Raw genomic sequence first — 19,341 nt, 5'->3', positions numbered from 1 at the left:
CTCAGGCCGCCACCAGCTGCGGCTTGGCGCCACGCGCGCGGCGCTCCACCATCATCGCGATCCGCGCGGCATCCTCTTCGGCAATCGCGCGATAATGGTCGCGCTTGTTCTCCAGCCAGGCGAGTTCGAAGGCGACAGCATGGGCGATGCCCGCCTCGAACTCGGCCGTTTCCGCCGCCGCGCCGTCGAACACCACCTTGCGCGTCTCGAACCGGTCGAGGCGGATCGCCCGCATCTCGCGCAGCGGCGCCGCCGCTTCCCCAGACACCGATCCGCCGACGACGAGGTCGATGTCGTGCTGCCGGCATGCCTCGGCCGTGCGCAGCACCGCATCGGTGATCGCCCGCTCGTTCACCGCGCCGCGCGGCAGACCCTGGGAAAGCGTGAAATCGACGCGGCCGAACACCACACCGTCCAGCCGCTCGGCGGCCAGCGGCAGCAGCGCGTCCAGCGCCTCGAGCGCAGTCACCGTCTCCAGGTTGAAGAGAAAGTCGGTATGGTGCGCGCCCGCGCCATACACCTTGTCGCGCGCATCGGCGAACTTGGAGAGCGCGTACGGGGTCTCGATCATCGGCGCGATGATGTAGTCGGTGCCATAGAGGCGCGAGGCGTGGAGGTCGGAGATCGCCTCGCAACCGCCGATCTTCAGCGCCACCTTCAGGTCGGCCCGGCGCGCCAGGTCCAGCAGCCGCAGCAGCTCGTCCGGCCGCGTTCCTTCCGCCTCGAACTCGGCCTTCACGGCCACCACGCCATAATGGTCGCGGCCCTTTTTCAGCATGTCGAGCATGGCGGCTTCGGTTCGGTTCATGTCCTCCCTCCCGGTGGCGATTGCTGGGGTTTCGAAGGGGAAGACGCGGTCGGCGGCGTCGACCCGCAACGAAATTTGCGCTGCGGGTCGGGGCCCACGGTTCCGTCCCGCCGGCATGAAGCTGATCGCCCTGATCGCCCCGGCGCTCCTCGCCCTTGCCTTGCCCAGCGCGCTGCTCGCCAATCCGGCGCGGCTGTCGTCCGGCTTCGGCATCCGGATCGATCCGCTGCACGGTGCACGCGCGGTGCATCGCGGGATCGATCTTGCCGCCCATGCCGGGACGCCGGTGCTCGCCGCCGCCACCGGCGTCGTGCGCGTCGCCGCCCGGCGCGGCAGCTATGGGTTGCTCGTCGAGCTCGAACATCCCGATCGCAGCACGACGCGCTATGCGCATCTGTCGCGAATCCTCGTGCGCCCCGATCAGGAGGTGCGCCAGGGGCAGCCGATCGGCGCGATCGGCAGCACCGGCCGCGCCACCGGCAGCCACCTCCATTTCGAATATCGCGTCGCCGGCACGCCGATTGATCCGCTGCCGCATTTCGGCGCCGCCGCCCCGACCGCTACGACTCCCGTCACAGACGCCCCCGAACAGCGGCATCGCTCCCGCTTCGCCGAGGCGAGCGATGGCGCAACTATGCCACCAACGCGCCTCCCCGGCGGGCGCGAAGCACGGGCGATCCTGGGTCGATGAGCGCGCTCGCCCACCACTCTCGGCGGCCCGACGGGCCACCAGCGAAACCTCTGGGGGTCTTGGCAAGGGCGCCGATGGGTGCTTTCCCACGCGCGATGAGTCCGGATCCCGATCTTGGCGGCCTTGCCCGCGTCCTGGTGGACGAGCGCCCCCGACTGCTCCGGTTCCTCGCCGCGCGTGGTGCCGGTGACGAGGCGGAGGACGTGCTGCAGGATCTCTGGCAGCGGCTGGTCGGCGTGCCGCAGCAGCCGATCGCCGATCCGGTATCGTATCTCTTCCGCGCCGCCGAGAACGTGATGCGCGATCGCCGGCGCAGCGCGGTCAGCCGCGCCCGGCGGCAGCAGGATTGGCACGAAGTCAGCGTCTCGCCAGAAGAGCCGGCGGTCGGCGAACGGGCGCTGATCGCGCGCGAGCGGCTTGCCGCCGCCGATGCCGCGCTCGCCGAGCAGGGCCCGCGCGTCAGCCAGGTGTTCCGCCGCTTCCGGCTCGACGGCGTCAGCCAGAACGAGATCGCGCGCGAGATGGGCGTCAGCCTCAGCTCGATCGAAAAGGATTTGCAGAAGGCCTATCGCGCGCTGGCCCGGCTGAAGGCGAAGTTCGATGCGGAATAGGCGGCACGGCTCCGTCTCGATGGGGAGATGGGCATGAACGGCAAGTCCGAAGACGCGCTGCGCGAGGAAGGTCGCCTTTGGGCGATCCGCCTGCGTGCGCCCGACTTCGCCGATTGGGACGGGTTCACCACCTGGCTGGAGGCCGATCCCGCCCACAACGCAGCTTATGAGGCCGCGCTGGACGAGATGGACGCCGCGGACGAGCTGTTCGACGCGCCGCCGGAGCCGGCCGCCAAGCCCAGGCCCGCTTGGTCGCCCGCACCGGCAGCGTCCCCCGCCCAGCCCGCGCAGCCGCACCGTCGCTCCGGCGCGTGGCGCATGCCGGCGGTGGCAGCCGCAGCGGTGGTGGTCGCGGTCGGCGGCAGCTGGATCGCCTTCCAGCGCAGCGACACGATGGTCTATGCGACGCAGCCCGGCGAGCGGCGCGAGCTCGACCTGGCCGACGGCTCGCACATCATCTTGAACGGCGGCACCCGCCTCACCATCGATCGGGACAATCCCCGGCAGGTGGAGCTTGCCAGCGGCGAGGCGCTGTTCACCGTGCACCACAGCGATACGCGCCCGTTCATCGTCATCACGCCTGACGGCACCCGGCTGACCGACATCGGCACCGTGTTCAACGTCGTCGCGGACAGCGGCGCGCTCGACGTCGCGGTAGCCGAAGGCGCAGTGGTCTATCGCGGCCCCGGCGGCGAGATGCGGCTCGATGCCGGCGAGATGCTGGTCCGCCCCTCGGCCAGCGCCGCCCCTGAGAAGCGCGCCGTGGATACCGCGTCGATCGGCGCCTGGCGCACCGGGTACCTCCAGTTCAACGACGCCACGCTTGGCGATGTCGCGCGCCAGCTCGGCCGCAACATCGGTGCGCCGGTCGCCGTCGCCCCCGATCTCGCGGACCAGCGCTTCACCGGCACGATCATGCTCGATGGCGGCCCGGCTGCCGTGATGGCGCGGGTCGGTCCGCTGGCGGAAGTGACGGTCACCCGCGACGGCCAGGGGTGGCGGATGGCGCCGCGCGATGGTGCGCGCCGCTAGCATCGCCCTTGCGATCGCCGGCACCGCTGCGGCCCTTCCCGCCGCGGCGCAGGAACGTGCGGCCGAGATCGATACCCCCGCCGCCCCCGCGCAGGAGGCGACCCGCCTGCTCGCGCGCCAGGGCCGGATCAGCATCGGCATCCGCGAACCCGCCCTCGCGCGGCTGCCCGTCAAGGCGGTCCGCGGGCGCTACACCCCGGCGCAGGCGCTCGAGCGGATGTTCGCCGGCACCGGCGCCATCGCCCGCCGCGTCGCCACCGCCAGCTTCATCGTCGAACGCGCCCCGCCCCCGCCTCCGCCGCGCTCCACCCCCCGGCCCCAGCCTTCTCTCCCGCCCGCCGCCGAGCCAGCCCCCGCGGACATCATCGTCACTGCCACCAAGCGCGACGTGCCGCTCGCCGATTATCCCGGCGGTGCGCAGGTGATCGCTGGTGAAACTCTGTCGCTGGCGCAGGCCGCGCGCGGCACCGATCTCATCGAAAGCCGCGCCGCCAGTGTCACCTCAACTCACCTCGGCCCCGGCCGCAACAAGCTGTTCATCCGCGGCATCGCGGATTCGAGCTTCGTCGGCCCGACGCAGGCCACCGTCGGCCAGTATTGGGGCAACAGCCGCATCACCTACAGCGCGCCGGACCCGAGCCTTCGCCTCTACGACGTGAAGAGCATCGAGGTGCTGGAAGGCCCGCAAGGCACGCTCTACGGGGCCGGCTCGCTCGGCGGGGTAGTCCGCGTCGTGCCCAATGCGCCCGACGCCGGCGATCGCAGCGCGCAACTATGGGGCGGCGTCCTCGCCACACAGCACGGCAAGCCCGGCGCGGACGGCGGCGCGATCGTCAACCTTCCCCTCGTCGCCGACACGCTCGCCCTGCGCGTGCTCGGCTTCGGCAACATTGAGGGCGGCTATATCGATGATCGCGCGCGTGGCCTGCGCGACGTGAATCGCGTCGGCACGCTCGGGGGCCGCGCCACCTTGCGCTACACGCCGACCAACGACTGGACGATCGATCTCACCGCGCTCGGCCAGCGGATCATCGGCGACGACAGCCAATATGCCGATCGCGTCACCGACGGTCTCAGCCGCGCCAGCACCGTCGCCCAGCCGTTCCGCAACGAATATTGGCTCACCGATCTCGTCGTGCGCAAATCATTGGGCGCGGTCGAATGGACCAATTCGATCGGCTACACCGGCCAGCACGTCTTCGAACAATATGAAGGCCCCACGCTCCCCGATCCGCTGCGCCCGATGCAGGGTCCGCTCGAAGGCGCGGAGCCGACCACCTACACGCAGACCAATCGCATCGGCCTGCTCACCGCCGAGACTCGCCTCGCTCGCCGCGGCGCGAACGGCGCGGGATGGCTGATCGGCGCCAGCCTGCTCCACAATCGCGCCCGCGTCTCGCGCCGCATGGGCGGCCCCTGGTTAGGCTCGGCACTGACGGGCGTGCGCAACAACGTCGATGAGGCGACGCTCTACGGCGACTATGCCGTCTCGCCGCTGGCGCAAGTGACGGTGACGGTGGGCGGCCGGCTCACCCATTCGCGGCTCGGCGGCCAGTCGCGCGACGTACTCGAGGCGATTGCGCTGCGGGTCGATCCCGGCGCGGGTGACAGTCGCTCCGAAACCCGCCTCCTTCCCTCCGCGGCGATCGTCTGGCGCCCCGATCCGCGCGCCAGCCTCTTCGCCCGTTACCAGGAGGGGTTCCGGCCCGGCGGCATCGCCGTGCGGCAGGATTTCATCCAGCGCTTCGCCGGCGATCGTGTCTCGACCACCGAGGTCGGCGGCCGCTGGGACGGCCGCGCGCTAGACGCCAGCGTCACCATCTCGCACACCAGTTGGCGCAACATCCAGGCCGATATCGTCGACGGATTCGGCTTCCCGACGACGGCAAACATCGGCGATGGCCGCATCTGGTCGGTCGGCCTGTCCGCGCGATGGCGCCCGCTCGCCGGGCTGGAGCTCGACGGCGCGATCTACCTCAATGACAGCCGGATCACCGAACCCGCCTTCTCGATCCTGCCGGTCAGCATCGGCGCGATCGACGAAAGCCGCCTGCCGAATGTAGCGCACCGCAGCGGCCGCCTCGGCTTCACCTATACCAGCACGCTCGCCGGCGGCAGCCGCCTCGATCTCAGTGGCTATGCCCGGTACATCGGCCAGTCGACGCTCGGCATTGGTACGATCCTCGGCCGGCTACAGGGCGATTACTTCGACACCGGGCTGGAGGCGCGGATCGGCAACGATCGCCGCGGGCTGACGCTAACCGCCACGAACCTGCTCTCCTCGCGCGGCAACCGCTTCGCGCTCGGCTCGCCGTTCCTGATCCGCGACCAGGATCACATCACCCCGCTGCGCCCGCGCAGCATCCGCATCGGCGTCGATCTCGCTTTCTGATCGCTCCGCGCGCCTCCAGACAGAGGCCGCACCTCACTTGCCGAAGCCGAACACATCCTGGTGGAAGCGCCCGGCGGCGATCATCTCCTCCAGCCACGCCGAGCCTTGCGCATGTTCACCGCCCGCCTGCTGCATCTGGATGCGGATCAGCGTGTCGCGCACCGCCGGCGCCATGAACTTGCCGTCACCGCACAGATAGATGGAGGCACCCGCCTGCAGCGCCGCCCACACTCGCTCCTGTTCGGCCCACAGCGCGTCCTGCACGAACCGCCACGGATGCGTCGGCACCGCGGAGAAGGCGGTGAACAGCTCGGCCACGCCCGCCGCATCCCAGCGCTCCATGTCCTCGCGGCAGAACCAGTCATGCTCGGGATGGCGGCAGCCGAAGAACAACAGGCTCGTCGCCACCTCCGCGCCCGCCGCCTGCTTTGCCTCGCGCTCCTGCAGGAAGCCGCGCAGCGGCGCGAAGCCAGTGCCCGGCCCGATCAGGATCATCGGCACCATCGGGTCGGCCGGCGGCGCGAACGGCGGATTGGGCCGGCGGACATAACCGAACACATGATCGCCCGGCGCCACCGATCCCATGTAGCTGGAGGCAAAGCCGCGATGCTCGCCCAGCCCTGACCATGCCGGCGCCGCCATCGTTCCGACGATCAGGTCCGCCACCTGCGGGTCGACCAGCGGCGAGGACGCGATCGAATAGAAGCGCGGCGCGATCGGCGCGGAAAGCTCGATCAGGCTCTCGAACGACAGCTCCGCCGCGGGATGCGCTTCGAGGAGGTCGATCAGCGTCAGGCGCTTCTCCGCCACCGCCGCATCATAGTCCGCCTCGATCGCCGCCAGCTTGCGCTTGGTATCCGGGCAGCGCGTCTGCGCCGCCACCTGCGCCAGCGCGCGCCTGGGCAAGGGATCGGAAAGCTCGACGAAATCGGTCAGCAGCTGCGCCACCGTCACCGTCTCGCCAAGCGGCAGATGCTTGAAGCGCCCGCCGTTGCCGTCCAGCCGCACCTGCCGCGCGCCGTCCAGCCCCAGCCGGTCGATCGCGCGCATCACCAGTTCGGGGCGGTTGCGGGCATAGACCGCGATATGATCGCCGGTGTGATACACCTGCCCCTCCGGCAGGCGCACCCGGATCAGCCGGGTCGACGGGCGCGGCGGCTCGTGCGAAAAATCCCACAGCCCGTCGGCCGGGCGCACCAGCTCCTCGTTGCTGACGATCGCCAGCCGCTGGGCATGTTCGGGAAGCGCCTGCGCCCGCGTGTCCGCCGCATCAACCAGCGTCAACGAGAGGGAGGCGGCGCTGTCGCTCGGCCCGCTTTGGCTGCCCAGCGCCTTCCACAGGTCACGCACGAAGCCGCTCACCGCGCCGTCGAAGTCGCCCTGCCCGTCTGCCTCCGCGCGCGGCACCAGGATCGTCGCCCCGGCTTTCTCGACCGCCTCCGCGATCCGCTTCGGGAAGAACTGGTAGTTCGGCCATTGGCTGTTGCCGATGCCAAGCACCGCGACACGCGCACCGCTCCAGTCGGCATCATCGAACAGGCCGGCGTCCAGCGCCCGCTCCACCTCCACCGCACTGTCGGGTGCGCGGCCGTTATAGGTCGCGGTGACAATCACGATCACCTTGTCCTGCGGCGCTGCCCCGCCCTTGAAGCTTTCATCCATCGATCGGACGGTCACGTCGAACCCATCCAGCCGCGCGCGCTCGGCGATCTCCTCCGCGATGTCTCGCGCGGTGCCCAGCGACGAACCGTAGAGCACCGCAAACTGCTGTCCCGTCCCCGCGACGGAACCGATCGCGTCGTCGTTCGCCGGTGACGGGGCCGCGCTCGCCAGTTTCAGCCGCTCGTGCGGCTGGCGCAGCCGGATGCGCATCCAGAAATCGTCCGGCTTGATCGACAGCGTTTCCTTGATCGCCAGCTTGTACGAATGCGGATCGCCGATCGCGAAGCGCCGCAGCAGCATCGCCATGGCGATCTTCGCCTCCACCATCGCGAATTGCCGCCCGATACATGCGCGCTCGCCATTGCCGAACGGCTTGTACGCATGCGGATGCCGCGCCGCCTCGTTCTCCGGCAGCCAGCGGTCGATGTCGAAGCTCTCAGGGTCCGGCCAGGCGCCGGGGAAACGATGCAGCCCCGGCACGAACACGTTCACCGGCCGGTCCTTGCGCATCAGCCACTTGCCGCCGATCATCTCGTCCTCGAACGGCGCGACGCTGAAGGCCGGTGCCGTCGGCCACAGCCGCAGCGCCTCCTTCAGGATCCGCTCGATCACCTCCAGCTTGGCGACATGGCTGTAATCCGGCCGCACGTCGCCCGGCATCACCCGGTCCACCTCGGCATAGGCCTGCGCGAGCACCGCCGGATTTCGCAGCAGATAGGCGAAGGCGAACGTCAGCATGCCGCTGGTCGTCTCGTGCCCGGCGATCAGGAAGGTCAGCACCTGGTATCGGATGTTGACGTCGTCCAGCCGCTCGCCCGTCTCCGGGTCGACCGCGGTCAGCATCAGGTTCAGCAGGTCGCGGCCGTCGGTGGGGTTTACCCTCCTGTCGGCGATGATGCCGTCGACCAGCGCGTTCATCTCCTCGATGTCCGCTTCATATTGCGCCTTCGCCTTCTTGGCGAAGCGGTTCTGGATCGGCAGCCGCGTGATCGTCGATAGCGCCTCGGTCAGCGCGCGGCCAAGCGCCAGCAGGAAACTGTCGAGTTCCTCCCGCTCGAACGAGTTGAAGCGGTGGCCGAAGCCGGCGATCGCGATCGAATCCAGCGTCAGCCGGGTCATGTCGTCGGCCACCAACACGTCGGTACCGGCGGCGCGCTCCCACTTGGCGACCAGCTGGTCACACACCTCGACGATCATGTCGAAATAGCCGCGCATCGCACGCTGGCTGAACGCGGGCAGCAGGATGCGGTGCGCCTTGCCCCAATTGGGCTCCTCGCTGAACGCGGTGAACAGCCCGTCGCCGGCGAACTTGCGCACCACGCGCAGGGCCGGCCCCGGCATCTTGCGGAAACGCGTCTCGTCCGAAAGCTCGGCGGCGAGGTCCGGGTTCGTCACGAACAGCGACACGCGGCTGCCGAAGCGCAGCTTGAAGATGCCCTCGGGGAAGTCACGGCCGACTTGCAGCAGGTGGCCGATCAGCCCTGCCCGCGCGATCTGGTGCAGATGCCCCACCACCGGCAGGCCGGGTGGCGCGGGGATCGGGGTCCGCGCCTCTCTGGGCTCGGTCGCGTTCGTCGCCATCGCATTGCTCCTGTGCTGCGGGGCGGCCTCCAATCATAGCTACAACGGCCACGCAAGTTGCCGTGGCGGAAGGCTGGACGCTTCATTTGTCGGCCGCTTTGGCCTAGGGTCGGGCGAAAGGATCACTCCTCTATGCGTGTCGCGCTTGCCTTCGCCTCGCTGCTCCTCGCCGCCCCGCTGGCGGCCCAGACCGACGCCGAGAGCCAGTCTCCGGCCCACACCAACGATCCCGCCACCGACCCCGCCTGCGCCAACGTGCGTGTCGCCTTTCCGCCCGAACTCGCCGGCTGGTCGCAGCAGGTACCGGTCAGCGCCGGGGTGAAGCCCGGCGAGGGCGCGACGATCGCGGTCGGCCAGGGTGCGCTCGTGTCGCTCCACCCGGGCCGCCACCTCGCGCTCTCACCCGCGCCGAAGAACCCCGCTGGCGCCGGCGGCACGCTCGCCTTCGCAGTGGCGACCCCCGGCACCTATCGCATCGCGCTAAGCGGCAAGGCATGGATCGACGTGCTGCACGCCGGCAAGTCGCTAGCGTCCGTCGCGCACGCCCATGGTCCGAAGTGCAGCGGCGTGCGCAAGATGGTCGATTTCAAACTCGCGCCAGGCAATTACACCCTTCAGCTGTCCGGCGCTGAAGCCGACAGCATCACCCTCCTCGTGGCAAGACTCGCATGATCCAGACGCTCACTCTCCTCGGCCTGCTTCTGACCGCTCCCATCGCTGTACAAAGCGATACCAGTGCCGCCCAAACCCCCACCAACGTCGCCCAGTCCGCACCGAAAGCGGACCAGGCAGCCACCACGAATGTACTGATTTCCACGGCTCAGGGGCCGATCGTCCTGGCGATCGAGACCGAAAAGGCGCCCATCACCGCCGCCAATTTCCTGAAATATGTCGATGGCAAACGCCTCGACGGAACGGTCTTTTACCGCACCGTGAAAGTCGCACCGGGCTATGGCTTCATCCAGTTCGGCACCCAGAACGATCCCAAGCGAACGCTCCCACCCATTGCTCATGAGCCGACCTCAAAGACCGGCCTAAGCCACGTAGATGGCGCGATTTCCATGGCAATGGCGGAACCCGGAACGGCGCGCGGCGATTTCTTCATCATCGTCGGCAACACCCCCGCGATGGACGCTGATGGCAGCAACCCGGGCTATGCCGTGTTCGGCCGCGTGATCGAGGGCATGGATGTGGTCCGTCGCATCATGGATTTGCCGACCTCGCCCACCAAGGGAGAAGGAATTATGAAGGGCCAGATGCTCGAACCCACGGTACCGGTAAAAACCGCCCGCCGCGCCCCCGCTCTCGCTTCGGAGACCGCAAAGTGAGAGCAGTCACGCTCACCGCGCCCGGCGGCCTCGACAAGCTCGCGCTCTCGGATCGCCCTGATCCCGGCCAGCCCGGCGCTGGAGAAATCCGTGTAGCCTTGCACGGCAGCTCGCTGAATTTCCACGATTATCTGGTTTGCTCCGGCATGTCGCCGACCGCCGACGGCCGCATCCCGTTGGCCGATGGCGCTGGCGTGGTGGAGGCGATCGGCGACGGCGTCTCCGACTTCGCCGTCGGCGATCATGTCGTGTCCTGCTTCTTCCCGGACTGGCAAGCCGGCCCGCCGCGCGTCGGTGATTTCCGCCGCGTGCCGGGTGACGGCATCGATGGGTTCGCCCGCGAAGTCGCGATCCTTCCCGCCACTGCCTTCACCCGCGCCCCCGCCGGCTGGAGCCACGCCGAAGCCGCGACGATCACCACTGCCGGCCTGACGGCTTGGCGAGCCCTCGTCGTTGACGGCGGGCTGAAGGCCGGCGACACGGTCCTCGTTCTCGGCACGGGCGGCGTGTCGATCTACGCGCTGCAGATCGCGCGTGCGATGGGTTGTGAAGTGATCATCACCTCCTCCTCGGACGAGAAACTGGCCCGCGCCAAGGACTTGGGCGCCACTCATTGCATCAATTATAGCGAGCAGCCGAAATGGGGCCGCGCGGTACGCGACCTCACTGGCGGCCGCGGTGTCGATATCGTCATCGAGGTCGGCGGCCCGGGCACGCTCGCGCAGTCGATCGAGGCGGTGCGGATCGGCGGCCATATCGCGCTGATCGGCGTCCTCACCGGAATCGCGGGCGAAGTCCCTACCGCAGCATTGATGGCAAAGCAGGCCCGGCTCCAGGGCCTCATCGTCGGCAGCCGGCAAGAGCAGGAGGAGTTCGTCCGCGCACTGGAAGCTGCCGCGATCCGCCCCGTCATCGACCGTACCTTCGCACTGGAGGAACTCGCCGACGCCTTCCGCTATGAGGAAAGCGCCGCACATTTCGGCAAGATTGCGGTCTCCTGGTAAGCGAAGGATCGAGCATGAACGCCCCCCTCACACGCACCGACTGGACCGCCGCGGGCGCGGCCGAGCTCGCCGACACGATCGCGCTCCGCCGCGCGATCCATGCCGAGCCGGAAATCGGAAACGACTGCCCGAAGACGACCGCCAAGCTGAAGGCCGCGCTCGCCGGGCTGCCGCTGGAGATCCACGACAGCACGTCGACGACCGGCTTCGTCGCGATCCTGCGCGGCGGGCGCACGGGTGCTGCGGGCAGCAACATGCGCACCGTGCTCCTGCGGGGCGATATGGACGCGCTGCCGATGACGGAGGAAACGGGCCTCGACTTCGCCTCAACGATCCCCGGCGCGATGCACGCCTGCGGTCATGACGCGCACGCCGCCATGCTCGCCGGCGCGGCGCGGGCGCTGTGCGCGCGCAAGGACCAGATCCCCGGCACGATCGTCTTCATGTTCCAGCCCGGCGAAGAGGGGCACCACGGCGCCCGCCACATGATCGAGGACGGCCTGCTCGACATCGCTCGTCCAGAAGCCGCGTTCGCGCTTCACATCTCGCCCAACGCGCCCGCTGGCGTGTTCGTCGGCCGCGAAGGCCCACTGCTCGCCTCGACCGACACGGTTCTGGCGACGATCCGCGGCAAGGGCGGCCACGCCGCCATGCCGCACGATGCCATCGACCCGATCCCGGTAGCCTGCGAGATCGTCACGGCCCTCCAGACCTTCATCGCCCGCCGCGTCCCGGTCGCCGATCCCGCAGTTCTCACGATGACGCAGTTCCACGCCGGCAGCAGTCACAATATCATCCCGGATGAGGTGCAGCTGATGGGGACGCTGCGTACGCTGTCCGAACACACGCGCGAAAAGGCCCGCGCCGCCTTCCGTCAGATCGTCACCGACATCGCGTCGGCCCATGGCTGCACTGCCGATGTCGAGATTGACGAAGGCTATCCCGTCACCTTCTGCGATTCGCGCGCCACCGCGATGATGCGCGACGTCGCCGGTACGATCTCGGGTGAGAATGGCTGGTCGCACATGCCGGCGCCCATGATGGGCGGCGAGGATTTCTCTTACGTCCTGCGAGAAGTCCCCGGCGCGATGGCGTTCGTCGGCGTAGCAGCTGAGGGGAGCGATCCGCGCACCAACCCGCCGCTGCACAACACGCGCATGACAATCGAGGAAGCAGTGATGGCAAAGGGCATTGCCATGCACTGCACCTTGGCCGAACGCTTCCTGGAGCGTGGCTTCGACTAAGCCTGCGAGGCCTCTCCTCTCTCGAGGAGAGTGGCGGCAGGATCAGTAGGTCGGGCGGAGACCGAACCCTCCGCCCGCCATTCAACGACGTCCTTTAAATCACTCAACTGTCACGGATTTTGCCAAATTGCGCGGCTGATCGACGTCCGTTCCCTTGGCAACCGCCACGTGATAGGCGAGCAGCTGCACCGGCACCGCATAGACCAGCGGGGCGATGAGTGGATGCACATTTGGCATCTCGATCGTTGCGATCGTGTTCTCGCCGGCCTGCGCAATACCCTCAGCGTCGGAGATCAGCACGACCTGCGCACCGCGCGCCTGCGCCTCCTGCATGTTGCTGACGGTCTTGTCGAACAGCGGTCCCGAGGGCGCGATCACGATCAGCGGCACCTGATCATCAATCAGCGCGATCGGCCCGTGCTTCATCTCGCCCGACGCGTAACCTTCAGCGTGGATGTAGCTGATTTCCTTCAGCTTCAATGCGCCTTCCAGCGCCAGCGGAAACTCAGGGCCACGGCCAAGATACAGCACGTCGCGCGCCGCCGCGATCTTCGGCGCCATCGCCTCGATCTCCTCGTCGTGCGCGAGTGCGAGGCTCATGGCCTCAGGCACCTGCTGCAGATGCTCGACGACCTCAGCCTCATTGCCGAGCCGCCCCTTCGCCCGCGCGAGGTTCGTCGCCAGCGCCGCCATTACGGCGAGCTGACACGTGAAAGCCTTGGTTGAGGCAACGCCGATCTCCGGTCCGGCATGAGTCGAAAGCAGCAGGTCCACCTCACGCGCCATCGAGCTTGTTGGCACGTTGATGATGCCGGCGGTGGTCACCCCGCCCGCTTTCATGTGGCGAAGCGCTGCCAGCGTGTCGGCCGTCTCGCCCGACTGTGAGATGACGATGCCCAGCGTGTTCGGGAGCAGAACCGGATCGCGATAGCGATACTCGCTCGCCACATCGACCTCGACCGGCAGGCGAGCCATGCTTTCGACCCAATACTTACCGATCATGCCGACATAGCTGGCGGTGCCGCACGCAACGATCACCACGCGCTCAACGGTCGAAAGGTCGAATTCCATGTCAGGCAGCGCGACCTGCGCCTCGAGCGGACGGAGATACGAACGCAGCGTCTGCGCCACCACCACCGGCTGCTCGTAAATCTCCTTCTGCATGAAGTGACGGTGATTGCCCTTGTCGATCAGCTGGCCGGACGCGCCGGAATTCACGATCGGCCGCTCGACCCGCTGGTTGTCACGATCATAGATCTCGACCTCCTCGCGCGTGATCGCGACCCAATCGCCCTCTTCCAGATAGGCGATGCGTTGCGTCAGCGGAGCAAGCGCGAGGGCATCGGATCCAAGAAAATTCTCTCCGTCGCCGTAGCCAACCGTCAGCGGCGCACCGAGGCGCGCGCCCAACAGGAGATCGGGATGGGTGCGCACCATCACGCCCAGCGCAAAGGCGCCATGCAGGCGCGGCAGCACCGCCGCCAGCGCCGCGCGCGGCTCCGCCCCTCGCTCGATCTCGCGCGCGACCAGATGCGCCACGACTTCGGTATCGGTCTGGCTTTTGAACTCGCGCCCTTCGGCGATCAGTTCGTCGCGCAACGGCTTAAAGTTCTCGATGATCCCGTTGTGAACGATCACCACATCGCCCACAATGTGCGGGTGTGCATTGTCTTCGGTGGGCGCGCCATGCGTGGCCCAGCGCGTGTGCGCGATTCCGCTGTCGCCCGGCAGTGGCTCTTCCGCCAGTCGCTGCGCCAGGTTCTTCAGCTTGCCCGGCGCGCGGCGGCGATCGAAGTCACCGTCGTGAACGGTGCAGATGCCGGCAGAATCATAGCCGCGATATTCAAGCCTCTTCAGGCCGTCGAGCAACCGATCCGCAACCGGCTCGCTGCCCATGATCCCGACAATTCCGCACATTAACGTGCATCCTTCCGTGCGCGCATGATTTCCCTGAACTTCTTTGCCCAGCCTGGTTTCGCCGTTTGCGAGGGACGGACGAGCGCCAGCGCATCGGCCTCCACGTCAGACGTCACCGTCGACCCTGCTGCCACGATCGCCCCATCGCCGATCGATACGGGCGCCACCAGCGCGGAGTTCGACCCGATGAAGGCGCCAGCGCCGATCCTCGTCTGATATTTGAAGAAGCCATCATAGTTGCACGTGATCGTGCCAGCACCGATGTTCGCGCCCGCCCCGATCTCCGCGTCACCTAGATAGGTGAGGTGGTTCGCCTTCGCACCCGGGCCGAGCACCGCCTTTTTCATCTCGACGAAATTGCCTACCCGAGAACCGGCTCCCATCACAGCGCCGGGGCGCAGCCTAGCGTACGGACCGACGGATGCTCCCTCGCCAACCTCTGCTCCTTCGAGGTGACTGAAGGCGTGGATCGTGACCTTGTCAGCGACTGTTACACCGGAACCGAACACGACATTGGGCTCGATCGTGACGTCGCGGCCGAGGGTAGTATCATGGCTGAACCAAACGGTGTCCGGCGCGACGAGGGTAACCCCGTCCGCCATCGCCTGGCGGCGGCGGCGTTCCTGCCAGGCCAGTTCCACCTCGGCGAGTTCGCCCCGGCTGTTGATGCCGGCAACTTCATCCGCCCCCGTTTCGATAACCGCGGAAGCACGTCCGTCAGCCGCTGCCAGCATGACGATATCCGGCAAATAATATTCCCCCGCTGCATTGTCGTTGCCGACCCGTTCGAGCAGCGCGAATAGCTCCTCGCCTCGCACGGCCATCAGCCCCGAGTTGCAGAGCGTCACCAAGCGCACTTCTGCGGATGCGTCCTTGAACTCGACCATACGATCGATCCGCCCTGAGGCATCGGCAATCACGCGGCCATAGGCACCTGGATCAGAGGGCCGAAAGCCGAGCACCACGGCTGCCGGAGAATCCGCCGCATGCAGCCGCTCGATCATGCGCCGCATCGTCGCCGCCGTTACCAGCGGTACGTCACCATAGAGGATCAGCACGTCGCCACCGAACCCAGCCAGCGCATGCTTCGCCTGCAGCACGGCATGCCCGGTGCCGAGTTGCTCTGCCTGATGCGCCACTACCACGCCAAGAGGCTTGACCGCAGCTTCCACCTGGTCCCGGCCGGCACCGACCACCACCACATTGTGCGTCGGCTTGAGCGACGCGACGCTGTCGAGCAAATGCAACAGCATGGGACGCCCGGCGAGCGGGTGGAGCACCTTGTGCAAATCGGATTTCATCCGCGTGCCCTTGCCGGCAGCAAGGACGATGGCGGCTAATGGTCGACCCGTCATCACGCGCCTCTGCCACCGGACGCTTGCCAATTCCATAGCAACTCGTCACCGCTCGCCGCGATGCAGCAGTTTCCTTTCGACGTCGTCGGCTTTGACCTCGACGGAACCCTTCTCGACACCAGCGGGGACCTAGCCGCGGCCGTCAATTACGCTCTGGCACAAGACGGCCGGCCCCCGCTCGAGGTGGCAGCAATCAAGCCGATGATCGGTGGCGGTGCCCGAATGATGCTGTCGCACGGACTCGCGGCGACCGGCGGCAGCGATGAGGTGCTACTTGAGCGCCTCCATCGTGTTCTGCTCGACTATTATGCCGAACATCTATCCATCCACACCGTTCCGTTTCCGGGCGCAATAGCGGCCCTTGATGCGATCGAAGCACGCGGCGCGAAGGTTGCGGTGGTTACCAACAAGATTGAAGCGTTCGCCATCGAAGTCCTGCGCGGCGCCGGCCTGCTGGATCGGCTTGCGTGCGTGATTGGCGGCGACACAATGGGACCGGGAAACTCCAAGCCCTCTCCGGTGCCGATCCAGGCGATGGTCGAGCGATCGGGGGGCGGCAGCGCGGCGTTTGTCGGCGACTCGATCTTTGATATCGCCGCCGCTCACGCCGCTGATGTTCCGGCGATCGCCTGCCGCTTCGGCTTCCTTATGCAGCCGGTGGAGGAACTGGGCGCCGAAGCGATCATCGACCACTTCGATGAACTGGTGCCCACGCTGGAGCGGCTCGGAAGCGTATCGAGGGCGCCGAGCCAGTGACGGGCAAAAGGCGCTTGCCATGGCGCATCCTCTTGATCGTGGCTCTCCTCGGAGCGGTGACCATGGCGGTCCTGCCAAACCCACCGTCCGTTCCGATCGATAGCGACAAGTTCCGCCACATGCTGGCGTTCGGCGTGCTCACGATCCTCTCGGTCATGGCCTATCCGGAGGCCGAGCTGCTGCGCATTGGCGAGCGGCTCTCCTTCCTTGGCGCCATGATCGAAGTGGTTCAGTCGATCCCGGCGCTTCACCGTGATTGTGACATCATGGACTGGGTGGCTGACACCGTCGTGATTGTCGGGATGCTGCTCGTCGTCAGGCTGGTCCGGGGCCGCCGCGCCGCCATTTGATCCAAAGGTGACGCGCGAGCAGCGCAGGGGGCATCCGCATCCAGTGCGACCGGACGTAGAAGGCCAGACGCGTCGCTCGACGCGTACTGCGCCCCCAGCCATCCCGCGCCAGCAGCCGGCGAACGAAGATCCGGTCCAGGGCGGTTTGCCTGCGCCACGGGTCCGGCACTGGCGTCGCGAATAGGGCATGGCTCAACCGCGCGGCGCGCGCCACGGGTTGATCCGCTCCATGTTCGGCAGCACGCGCGGCAAGTTTCAGCCAGAAGCTATCCTCAGCTTCGCCAAACTCGCGCAGCAGCCGGTCGATGTCCCACAGGTTGCGCAAGCCCCCGCTCAGGTCGCCGTCGGCCAGCAGGTGAAGCGCAGCGTGCACCACCATATCCTCTGGCGAGAGCATGGCGAAACCGCCGCCGAGCGGCACTGCGTCCTCGATCAGCTTGCCAGCATCGGGTGAGATTCGAGCGGTCAGCGGCAGGATCGTGTGATGCACGTCGATCATCCGGTCCCGTTCCGGATGGATGAGTGGCGGCAGCTCGTGCATCCAGCGCCGGTAATATTCGTCGTCATAGGGGTCCGGCTTCACCCACATCCAGCCATGCGCCAGCAGCGCATCCTCGACTCGTTCCAGCGTCTGTCGCGGCACCAGGATGTCCAGGTCACCGATCGAGCGGCCCTGCCCCGCGTCCAGCCCCGCGGCGACGAAAGCAGTGCCTTTGAGGAGGACAAGTGGCTCAGCGATGCCCGCCAGCGCGCGGCGCGCGACTTCCGCTTCCCACAGCGCCTGGCGGCGCCCCTCCAGCGCGGTCGCGCGCGCCTCTGCCAGGATGCTTGCTACCCGGCCCGGCAGTGAAAGGCCCGACAGACGACAGGCTAGCGAGCCCATCAACTGCTCCGCCCGCGCGACTGCAAGAACACCGGTCCATTCGCGATCGCTGAGCCGCTCCGCTTCGGCTGGCGCAACCAGTAACCTGACGAGTTGGCGGGCCGGGCTCACCACATCGCCTCGATCAATGCAGCCGCAGTGTCCGCATCGGGATAGTCGATCGCCATCCGCGTAACGCCGTTCACCAGCCGCGTGAGTGCCGTGAACCCCGCCTCCCCCAGCCCGACATAGTTGGTCGATGCTTGCGTCAACCGCACGAATGCTTCGCCCGCGCCGACCGGTCGCTGCTCCGCCGGCAGGCCGAAGCGCGGGAAGAGGAGCAGCGCAGGCTCGGCGGCCTCATCCATCGCGGCCAGAGCTGCGTGGTTGGGTACCAGGTGTCGGATGTCCCCCTTTGGCGTGCCGGAAAGCAGCGGGCCGAACCGGGCACCCGGCAGCGCAGCTGCCGCTACCGCGATCGCTGCATTCTTCATGCTGATGGGACGCGGAAAAGGAACGACAAGCCCAGTCGATGGGTCGACCAGCACGAACTCGTCCGCCATCAGCCGCCAGCCGCGCCGCTGCAGCAAGGCGACGAGCGTAGACTTCCCCGCCCCCGACTCTCCCGTCATGATGATCGCGTGGCCGTCGCGCTCTGCCGCCGCGGCGTGCAGCAGCAGGAATTTCCGCTGCCCCAGCGCCATCTGCAGGTTCATCGCCATCTCCGCTGCGAGCAGCCCCTGCGCCAGCGGCAAGGGGGCAGCATCCGGAATGGCATAGTCCCCCGCGATGCTGACGGCAGGCCGCACCCAGCGTCGCCACGGCCGAACAGGCTCAAGTCGCGCGGTAAAATCCGGAACCCCCTCCAACGGAGGGTAGTCGCTATACAACGCGTTCAGCTGTTCGATCGGTGCGCGCCACTCGGATCCGACACGAAAACCGATCGGCCCGACCCGCACGGTGAAGACGTGCCTCATCGCCTTTCGACCAGCCCGGCCGCCGCCAGTTCGTCCAACGCCGCGATCAGACTGCTTCGATCGCCGCCCACAAGCTCGAACTCGGTTTCGAGATCATCAAGCGTGCGCCAGCGATCCGCCAGCGCATCCAGCAATTCTGGCGCGGGAGATGTGACGAGATGAGTGATGCCCGACGCGCGATGGAAGACCGCTACCAGATCATCGAGCGGCACGATCGCAAGGCCGTCGGCCGGCGGCGCGCGATAGCGCGTCGCGTCCACCCACTTACCTCCGCGGCATCTGCAGCGACGCGAAGCAGGTGAAGCCGGTCGATCCGCTGCGCAGGTTCTGAACGTATTTGAGATAGGCCCGGCTGCGCTCATAGTCGACGCCGGGCAAGTTGCCCCCGGTCGCCAATGCGCGTCGCACGTCCTCGCCCTTCAGCGGGCGTGCAGGCGGCGCGTAGGCGCCGGCAGTTCCAGCGGGCACAACCTTGCCGTCGCGATTGATGAAGCCGCCGGTCTGGCGCGGATCGGGCACGGGAATCTCACACGTCAGCACCGAGCCGTAGGCCTGGGCCATCGCCGGCCGGATCGACACCACTGCCACCGCGCCCGCGGCACCAAGGCGCAAGGCGCGGCGCCGCTGCGGCTGGGCCGGCTGATCCGGGTCGATCGGTTCGCTCATCGGACGCTTTTCCACCAAGACGCCCTTCCATAATCCTAACGGGGGAACAAGCGCCGCTCGGAGCGTCGTTTCATCGCGGGACGATGATCTTGCGTGAGGCATAGG

General features: G+C 67.6%; 18 protein-coding genes. 10 read left to right on the top strand and 8 right to left on the bottom strand.

Features of this window, described 5'->3' with window-relative positions; genetic code table 11:
• Position 1: 1 nt before the first annotated feature.
• Positions 2–808: an aldolase/citrate lyase family protein gene (locus tag ACH0CP_RS11195; RefSeq protein WP_406888663.1), complete on the bottom strand. Its 807-nt coding sequence runs from the start codon at positions 806–808 to the stop codon at positions 2–4.
• A 115-nt stretch (positions 809–923) separates the two neighbouring features.
• Between ACH0CP_RS11195 and ACH0CP_RS11190 the strand changes: the two genes are divergently transcribed.
• The 4 genes from ACH0CP_RS11190 (at position 924) to ACH0CP_RS11175 (ending at position 5,534) form a co-directional block, all read left to right on the top strand.
• On the top strand, positions 924–1,499 hold the full coding sequence (locus ACH0CP_RS11190) for a M23 family metallopeptidase (protein WP_406888665.1): 576 nt from the start codon (positions 924–926) through the stop codon (positions 1,497–1,499).
• 74 nt (positions 1,500–1,573) lie between these two features.
• Positions 1,574–2,110 carry an RNA polymerase sigma factor gene (locus tag ACH0CP_RS11185; RefSeq protein ID WP_406888668.1) on the top strand — a complete coding sequence of 179 codons (537 nt, stop codon included), beginning with the start codon at positions 1,574–1,576 and terminating at the stop codon, positions 2,108–2,110.
• Between the two features lie 33 nt (positions 2,111–2,143).
• Positions 2,144–3,142, top strand: a complete 999-nt coding sequence (locus ACH0CP_RS11180) for a FecR family protein (protein WP_406888669.1) — start codon at positions 2,144–2,146, stop codon at positions 3,140–3,142.
• Positions 3,126–5,534, top strand: a complete 2,409-nt coding sequence (locus ACH0CP_RS11175) for a TonB-dependent receptor domain-containing protein (RefSeq protein WP_406888671.1) — start codon at positions 3,126–3,128, stop codon at positions 5,532–5,534. Before ACH0CP_RS11180 ends, ACH0CP_RS11175 begins: the two co-directional genes overlap by 17 nt.
• A gap of 33 nt (positions 5,535–5,567) precedes the next feature.
• On the opposite strand, the gene ACH0CP_RS11170 is transcribed toward ACH0CP_RS11175, so the two are convergent.
• Positions 5,568–8,777 (bottom strand): bifunctional cytochrome P450/NADPH--P450 reductase, encoded by a 3,210-nt coding sequence (locus tag ACH0CP_RS11170; RefSeq protein ID WP_406888673.1) that lies wholly within the window; start codon positions 8,775–8,777, stop codon positions 5,568–5,570.
• Between the two features lie 132 nt (positions 8,778–8,909).
• Here ACH0CP_RS11170 and ACH0CP_RS11165 point away from each other — a divergent pair, with 132 nt between their 5' ends.
• From ACH0CP_RS11165 to ACH0CP_RS11150, 4 genes are read left to right on the top strand one after another with little or no spacing between them, the layout of a single operon-like run.
• The gene (locus ACH0CP_RS11165; protein ID WP_406888676.1) at positions 8,910–9,449 is read left to right on the top strand and encodes a homogentisate 1,2-dioxygenase; all 540 of its coding nucleotides are present in this window, start codon (positions 8,910–8,912) and stop codon (positions 9,447–9,449) included.
• Positions 9,446–10,105, top strand: a complete 660-nt coding sequence (locus tag ACH0CP_RS11160) for a peptidylprolyl isomerase (protein WP_406888678.1) — start codon at positions 9,446–9,448, stop codon at positions 10,103–10,105. Before ACH0CP_RS11165 ends, ACH0CP_RS11160 begins: the two co-directional genes overlap by 4 nt.
• Positions 10,102–11,109: an NAD(P)-dependent alcohol dehydrogenase gene (locus ACH0CP_RS11155; protein ID WP_406888680.1), complete on the top strand. Its 1,008-nt coding sequence runs from the start codon at positions 10,102–10,104 to the stop codon at positions 11,107–11,109. Before ACH0CP_RS11160 ends, ACH0CP_RS11155 begins: the two co-directional genes overlap by 4 nt.
• Before the next feature lie 14 nt (positions 11,110–11,123).
• On the top strand, positions 11,124–12,353 hold the full coding sequence (locus ACH0CP_RS11150; protein WP_406888682.1) for a M20 family metallopeptidase: 1,230 nt from the start codon (positions 11,124–11,126) through the stop codon (positions 12,351–12,353).
• Positions 12,354–12,452: 99 nt separating this feature from the next.
• Here the strand turns inward: ACH0CP_RS11150 and glmS are convergent, their stop codons facing one another.
• Both glmS and glmU read right to left on the bottom strand, forming a co-directional pair.
• Positions 12,453–14,270 (bottom strand): glutamine--fructose-6-phosphate transaminase (isomerizing), encoded by a 1,818-nt coding sequence (gene glmS / locus ACH0CP_RS11145; protein ID WP_406888685.1) that lies wholly within the window; start codon positions 14,268–14,270, stop codon positions 12,453–12,455.
• Positions 14,270–15,625, bottom strand: a complete 1,356-nt coding sequence (gene glmU, locus ACH0CP_RS11140) for a bifunctional UDP-N-acetylglucosamine diphosphorylase/glucosamine-1-phosphate N-acetyltransferase GlmU (protein ID WP_406888687.1) — start codon at positions 15,623–15,625, stop codon at positions 14,270–14,272. Before glmU ends, glmS begins: the two co-directional genes overlap by 1 nt.
• Before the next feature lie 60 nt (positions 15,626–15,685).
• Here glmU and ACH0CP_RS11135 point away from each other — a divergent pair, with 60 nt between their 5' ends.
• On the top strand, positions 15,686–16,381 hold the full coding sequence (locus ACH0CP_RS11135; protein WP_406888689.1) for an HAD hydrolase-like protein: 696 nt from the start codon (positions 15,686–15,688) through the stop codon (positions 16,379–16,381).
• A gap of 62 nt (positions 16,382–16,443) precedes the next feature.
• Positions 16,444–16,731 carry a hypothetical protein gene (locus ACH0CP_RS11130; RefSeq protein WP_294444397.1) on the top strand — a complete coding sequence of 96 codons (288 nt, stop codon included), beginning with the start codon at positions 16,444–16,446 and terminating at the stop codon, positions 16,729–16,731.
• On the opposite strand, the gene ACH0CP_RS11125 is transcribed toward ACH0CP_RS11130, so the two are convergent.
• The 4 genes from ACH0CP_RS11125 to ACH0CP_RS11110 are packed head-to-tail and all read right to left on the bottom strand — an operon-like array spanning position 16,697 to position 19,236.
• Positions 16,697–17,725, bottom strand: coding sequence for a nucleotidyltransferase family protein (locus ACH0CP_RS11125; RefSeq protein ID WP_406888691.1), 1,029 nt, complete (start codon positions 17,723–17,725; stop codon positions 16,697–16,699). The two genes, ACH0CP_RS11130 and ACH0CP_RS11125, sit on opposite strands and share 35 nt — an antisense overlap.
• Positions 17,722–18,570, bottom strand: a complete 849-nt coding sequence (locus tag ACH0CP_RS11120) for an HprK-related kinase A (protein ID WP_406888692.1) — start codon at positions 18,568–18,570, stop codon at positions 17,722–17,724. The genes ACH0CP_RS11125 and ACH0CP_RS11120 overlap by 4 nt, the downstream gene beginning before the upstream one ends.
• The gene (locus tag ACH0CP_RS11115; RefSeq protein ID WP_406888694.1) at positions 18,567–18,830 is read right to left on the bottom strand and encodes an HPr-rel-A system PqqD family peptide chaperone; all 264 of its coding nucleotides are present in this window, start codon (positions 18,828–18,830) and stop codon (positions 18,567–18,569) included. Before ACH0CP_RS11115 ends, ACH0CP_RS11120 begins: the two co-directional genes overlap by 4 nt.
• A 4-nt stretch (positions 18,831–18,834) precedes the next feature.
• Positions 18,835–19,236: a hypothetical protein gene (locus ACH0CP_RS11110; protein ID WP_294444400.1), complete on the bottom strand. Its 402-nt coding sequence runs from the start codon at positions 19,234–19,236 to the stop codon at positions 18,835–18,837.
• Positions 19,237–19,341: the final 105 nt, after the last annotated feature.

It is taken from the genome of Sphingomonas sp. 179-I 2A4 NHS, assembly GCF_045369135.1.
GTDB lineage: Bacteria > Pseudomonadota > Alphaproteobacteria > Sphingomonadales > Sphingomonadaceae > Sphingomonas.
Note: the sequence above shows the minus strand (reverse complement) of the source record. Positions and strands in the feature narration are given on the sequence as shown.

Bases quoted from the DNA above. Each gene is read 5' to 3' on its own strand.
- ACH0CP_RS11185 (WP_406888668.1), top strand. From the start codon at position 1,574: ATGGGTGCTTTCCCACGCGCGATGAGTCCGGATCCCGATCTTGGCGGC.
- ACH0CP_RS11110 (WP_294444400.1), bottom strand. From the start codon at position 19,236: ATGAGCGAACCGATCGACCCGGATCAGCCGGCCCAGCCGCAGCGGCGC.
- ACH0CP_RS11135 (WP_406888689.1), top strand. From the start codon at position 15,686: ATGCAGCAGTTTCCTTTCGACGTCGTCGGCTTTGACCTCGACGGAACC.
- glmS (WP_406888685.1), bottom strand. From the start codon at position 14,270: ATGTGCGGAATTGTCGGGATCATGGGCAGCGAGCCGGTTGCGGATCGG.
- ACH0CP_RS11150 (WP_406888682.1), top strand. From the start codon at position 11,124: ATGAACGCCCCCCTCACACGCACCGACTGGACCGCCGCGGGCGCGGCC.
- ACH0CP_RS11180 (WP_406888669.1), top strand. From the start codon at position 2,144: ATGAACGGCAAGTCCGAAGACGCGCTGCGCGAGGAAGGTCGCCTTTGG.
- ACH0CP_RS11195 (WP_406888663.1), bottom strand. From the start codon at position 808: ATGAACCGAACCGAAGCCGCCATGCTCGACATGCTGAAAAAGGGCCGC.
- ACH0CP_RS11175 (WP_406888671.1), top strand. From the start codon at position 3,126: ATGGTGCGCGCCGCTAGCATCGCCCTTGCGATCGCCGGCACCGCTGCG.
- ACH0CP_RS11190 (WP_406888665.1), top strand. From the start codon at position 924: ATGAAGCTGATCGCCCTGATCGCCCCGGCGCTCCTCGCCCTTGCCTTG.
- ACH0CP_RS11130 (WP_294444397.1), top strand. From the start codon at position 16,444: ATGGCGGTCCTGCCAAACCCACCGTCCGTTCCGATCGATAGCGACAAG.
- ACH0CP_RS11165 (WP_406888676.1), top strand. From the start codon at position 8,910: ATGCGTGTCGCGCTTGCCTTCGCCTCGCTGCTCCTCGCCGCCCCGCTG.
- ACH0CP_RS11160 (WP_406888678.1), top strand. From the start codon at position 9,446: ATGATCCAGACGCTCACTCTCCTCGGCCTGCTTCTGACCGCTCCCATC.
- ACH0CP_RS11170 (WP_406888673.1), bottom strand. From the start codon at position 8,777: ATGGCGACGAACGCGACCGAGCCCAGAGAGGCGCGGACCCCGATCCCC.
- ACH0CP_RS11120 (WP_406888692.1), bottom strand. From the start codon at position 18,570: ATGAGGCACGTCTTCACCGTGCGGGTCGGGCCGATCGGTTTTCGTGTC.
- glmU (WP_406888687.1), bottom strand. From the start codon at position 15,625: ATGACGGGTCGACCATTAGCCGCCATCGTCCTTGCTGCCGGCAAGGGC.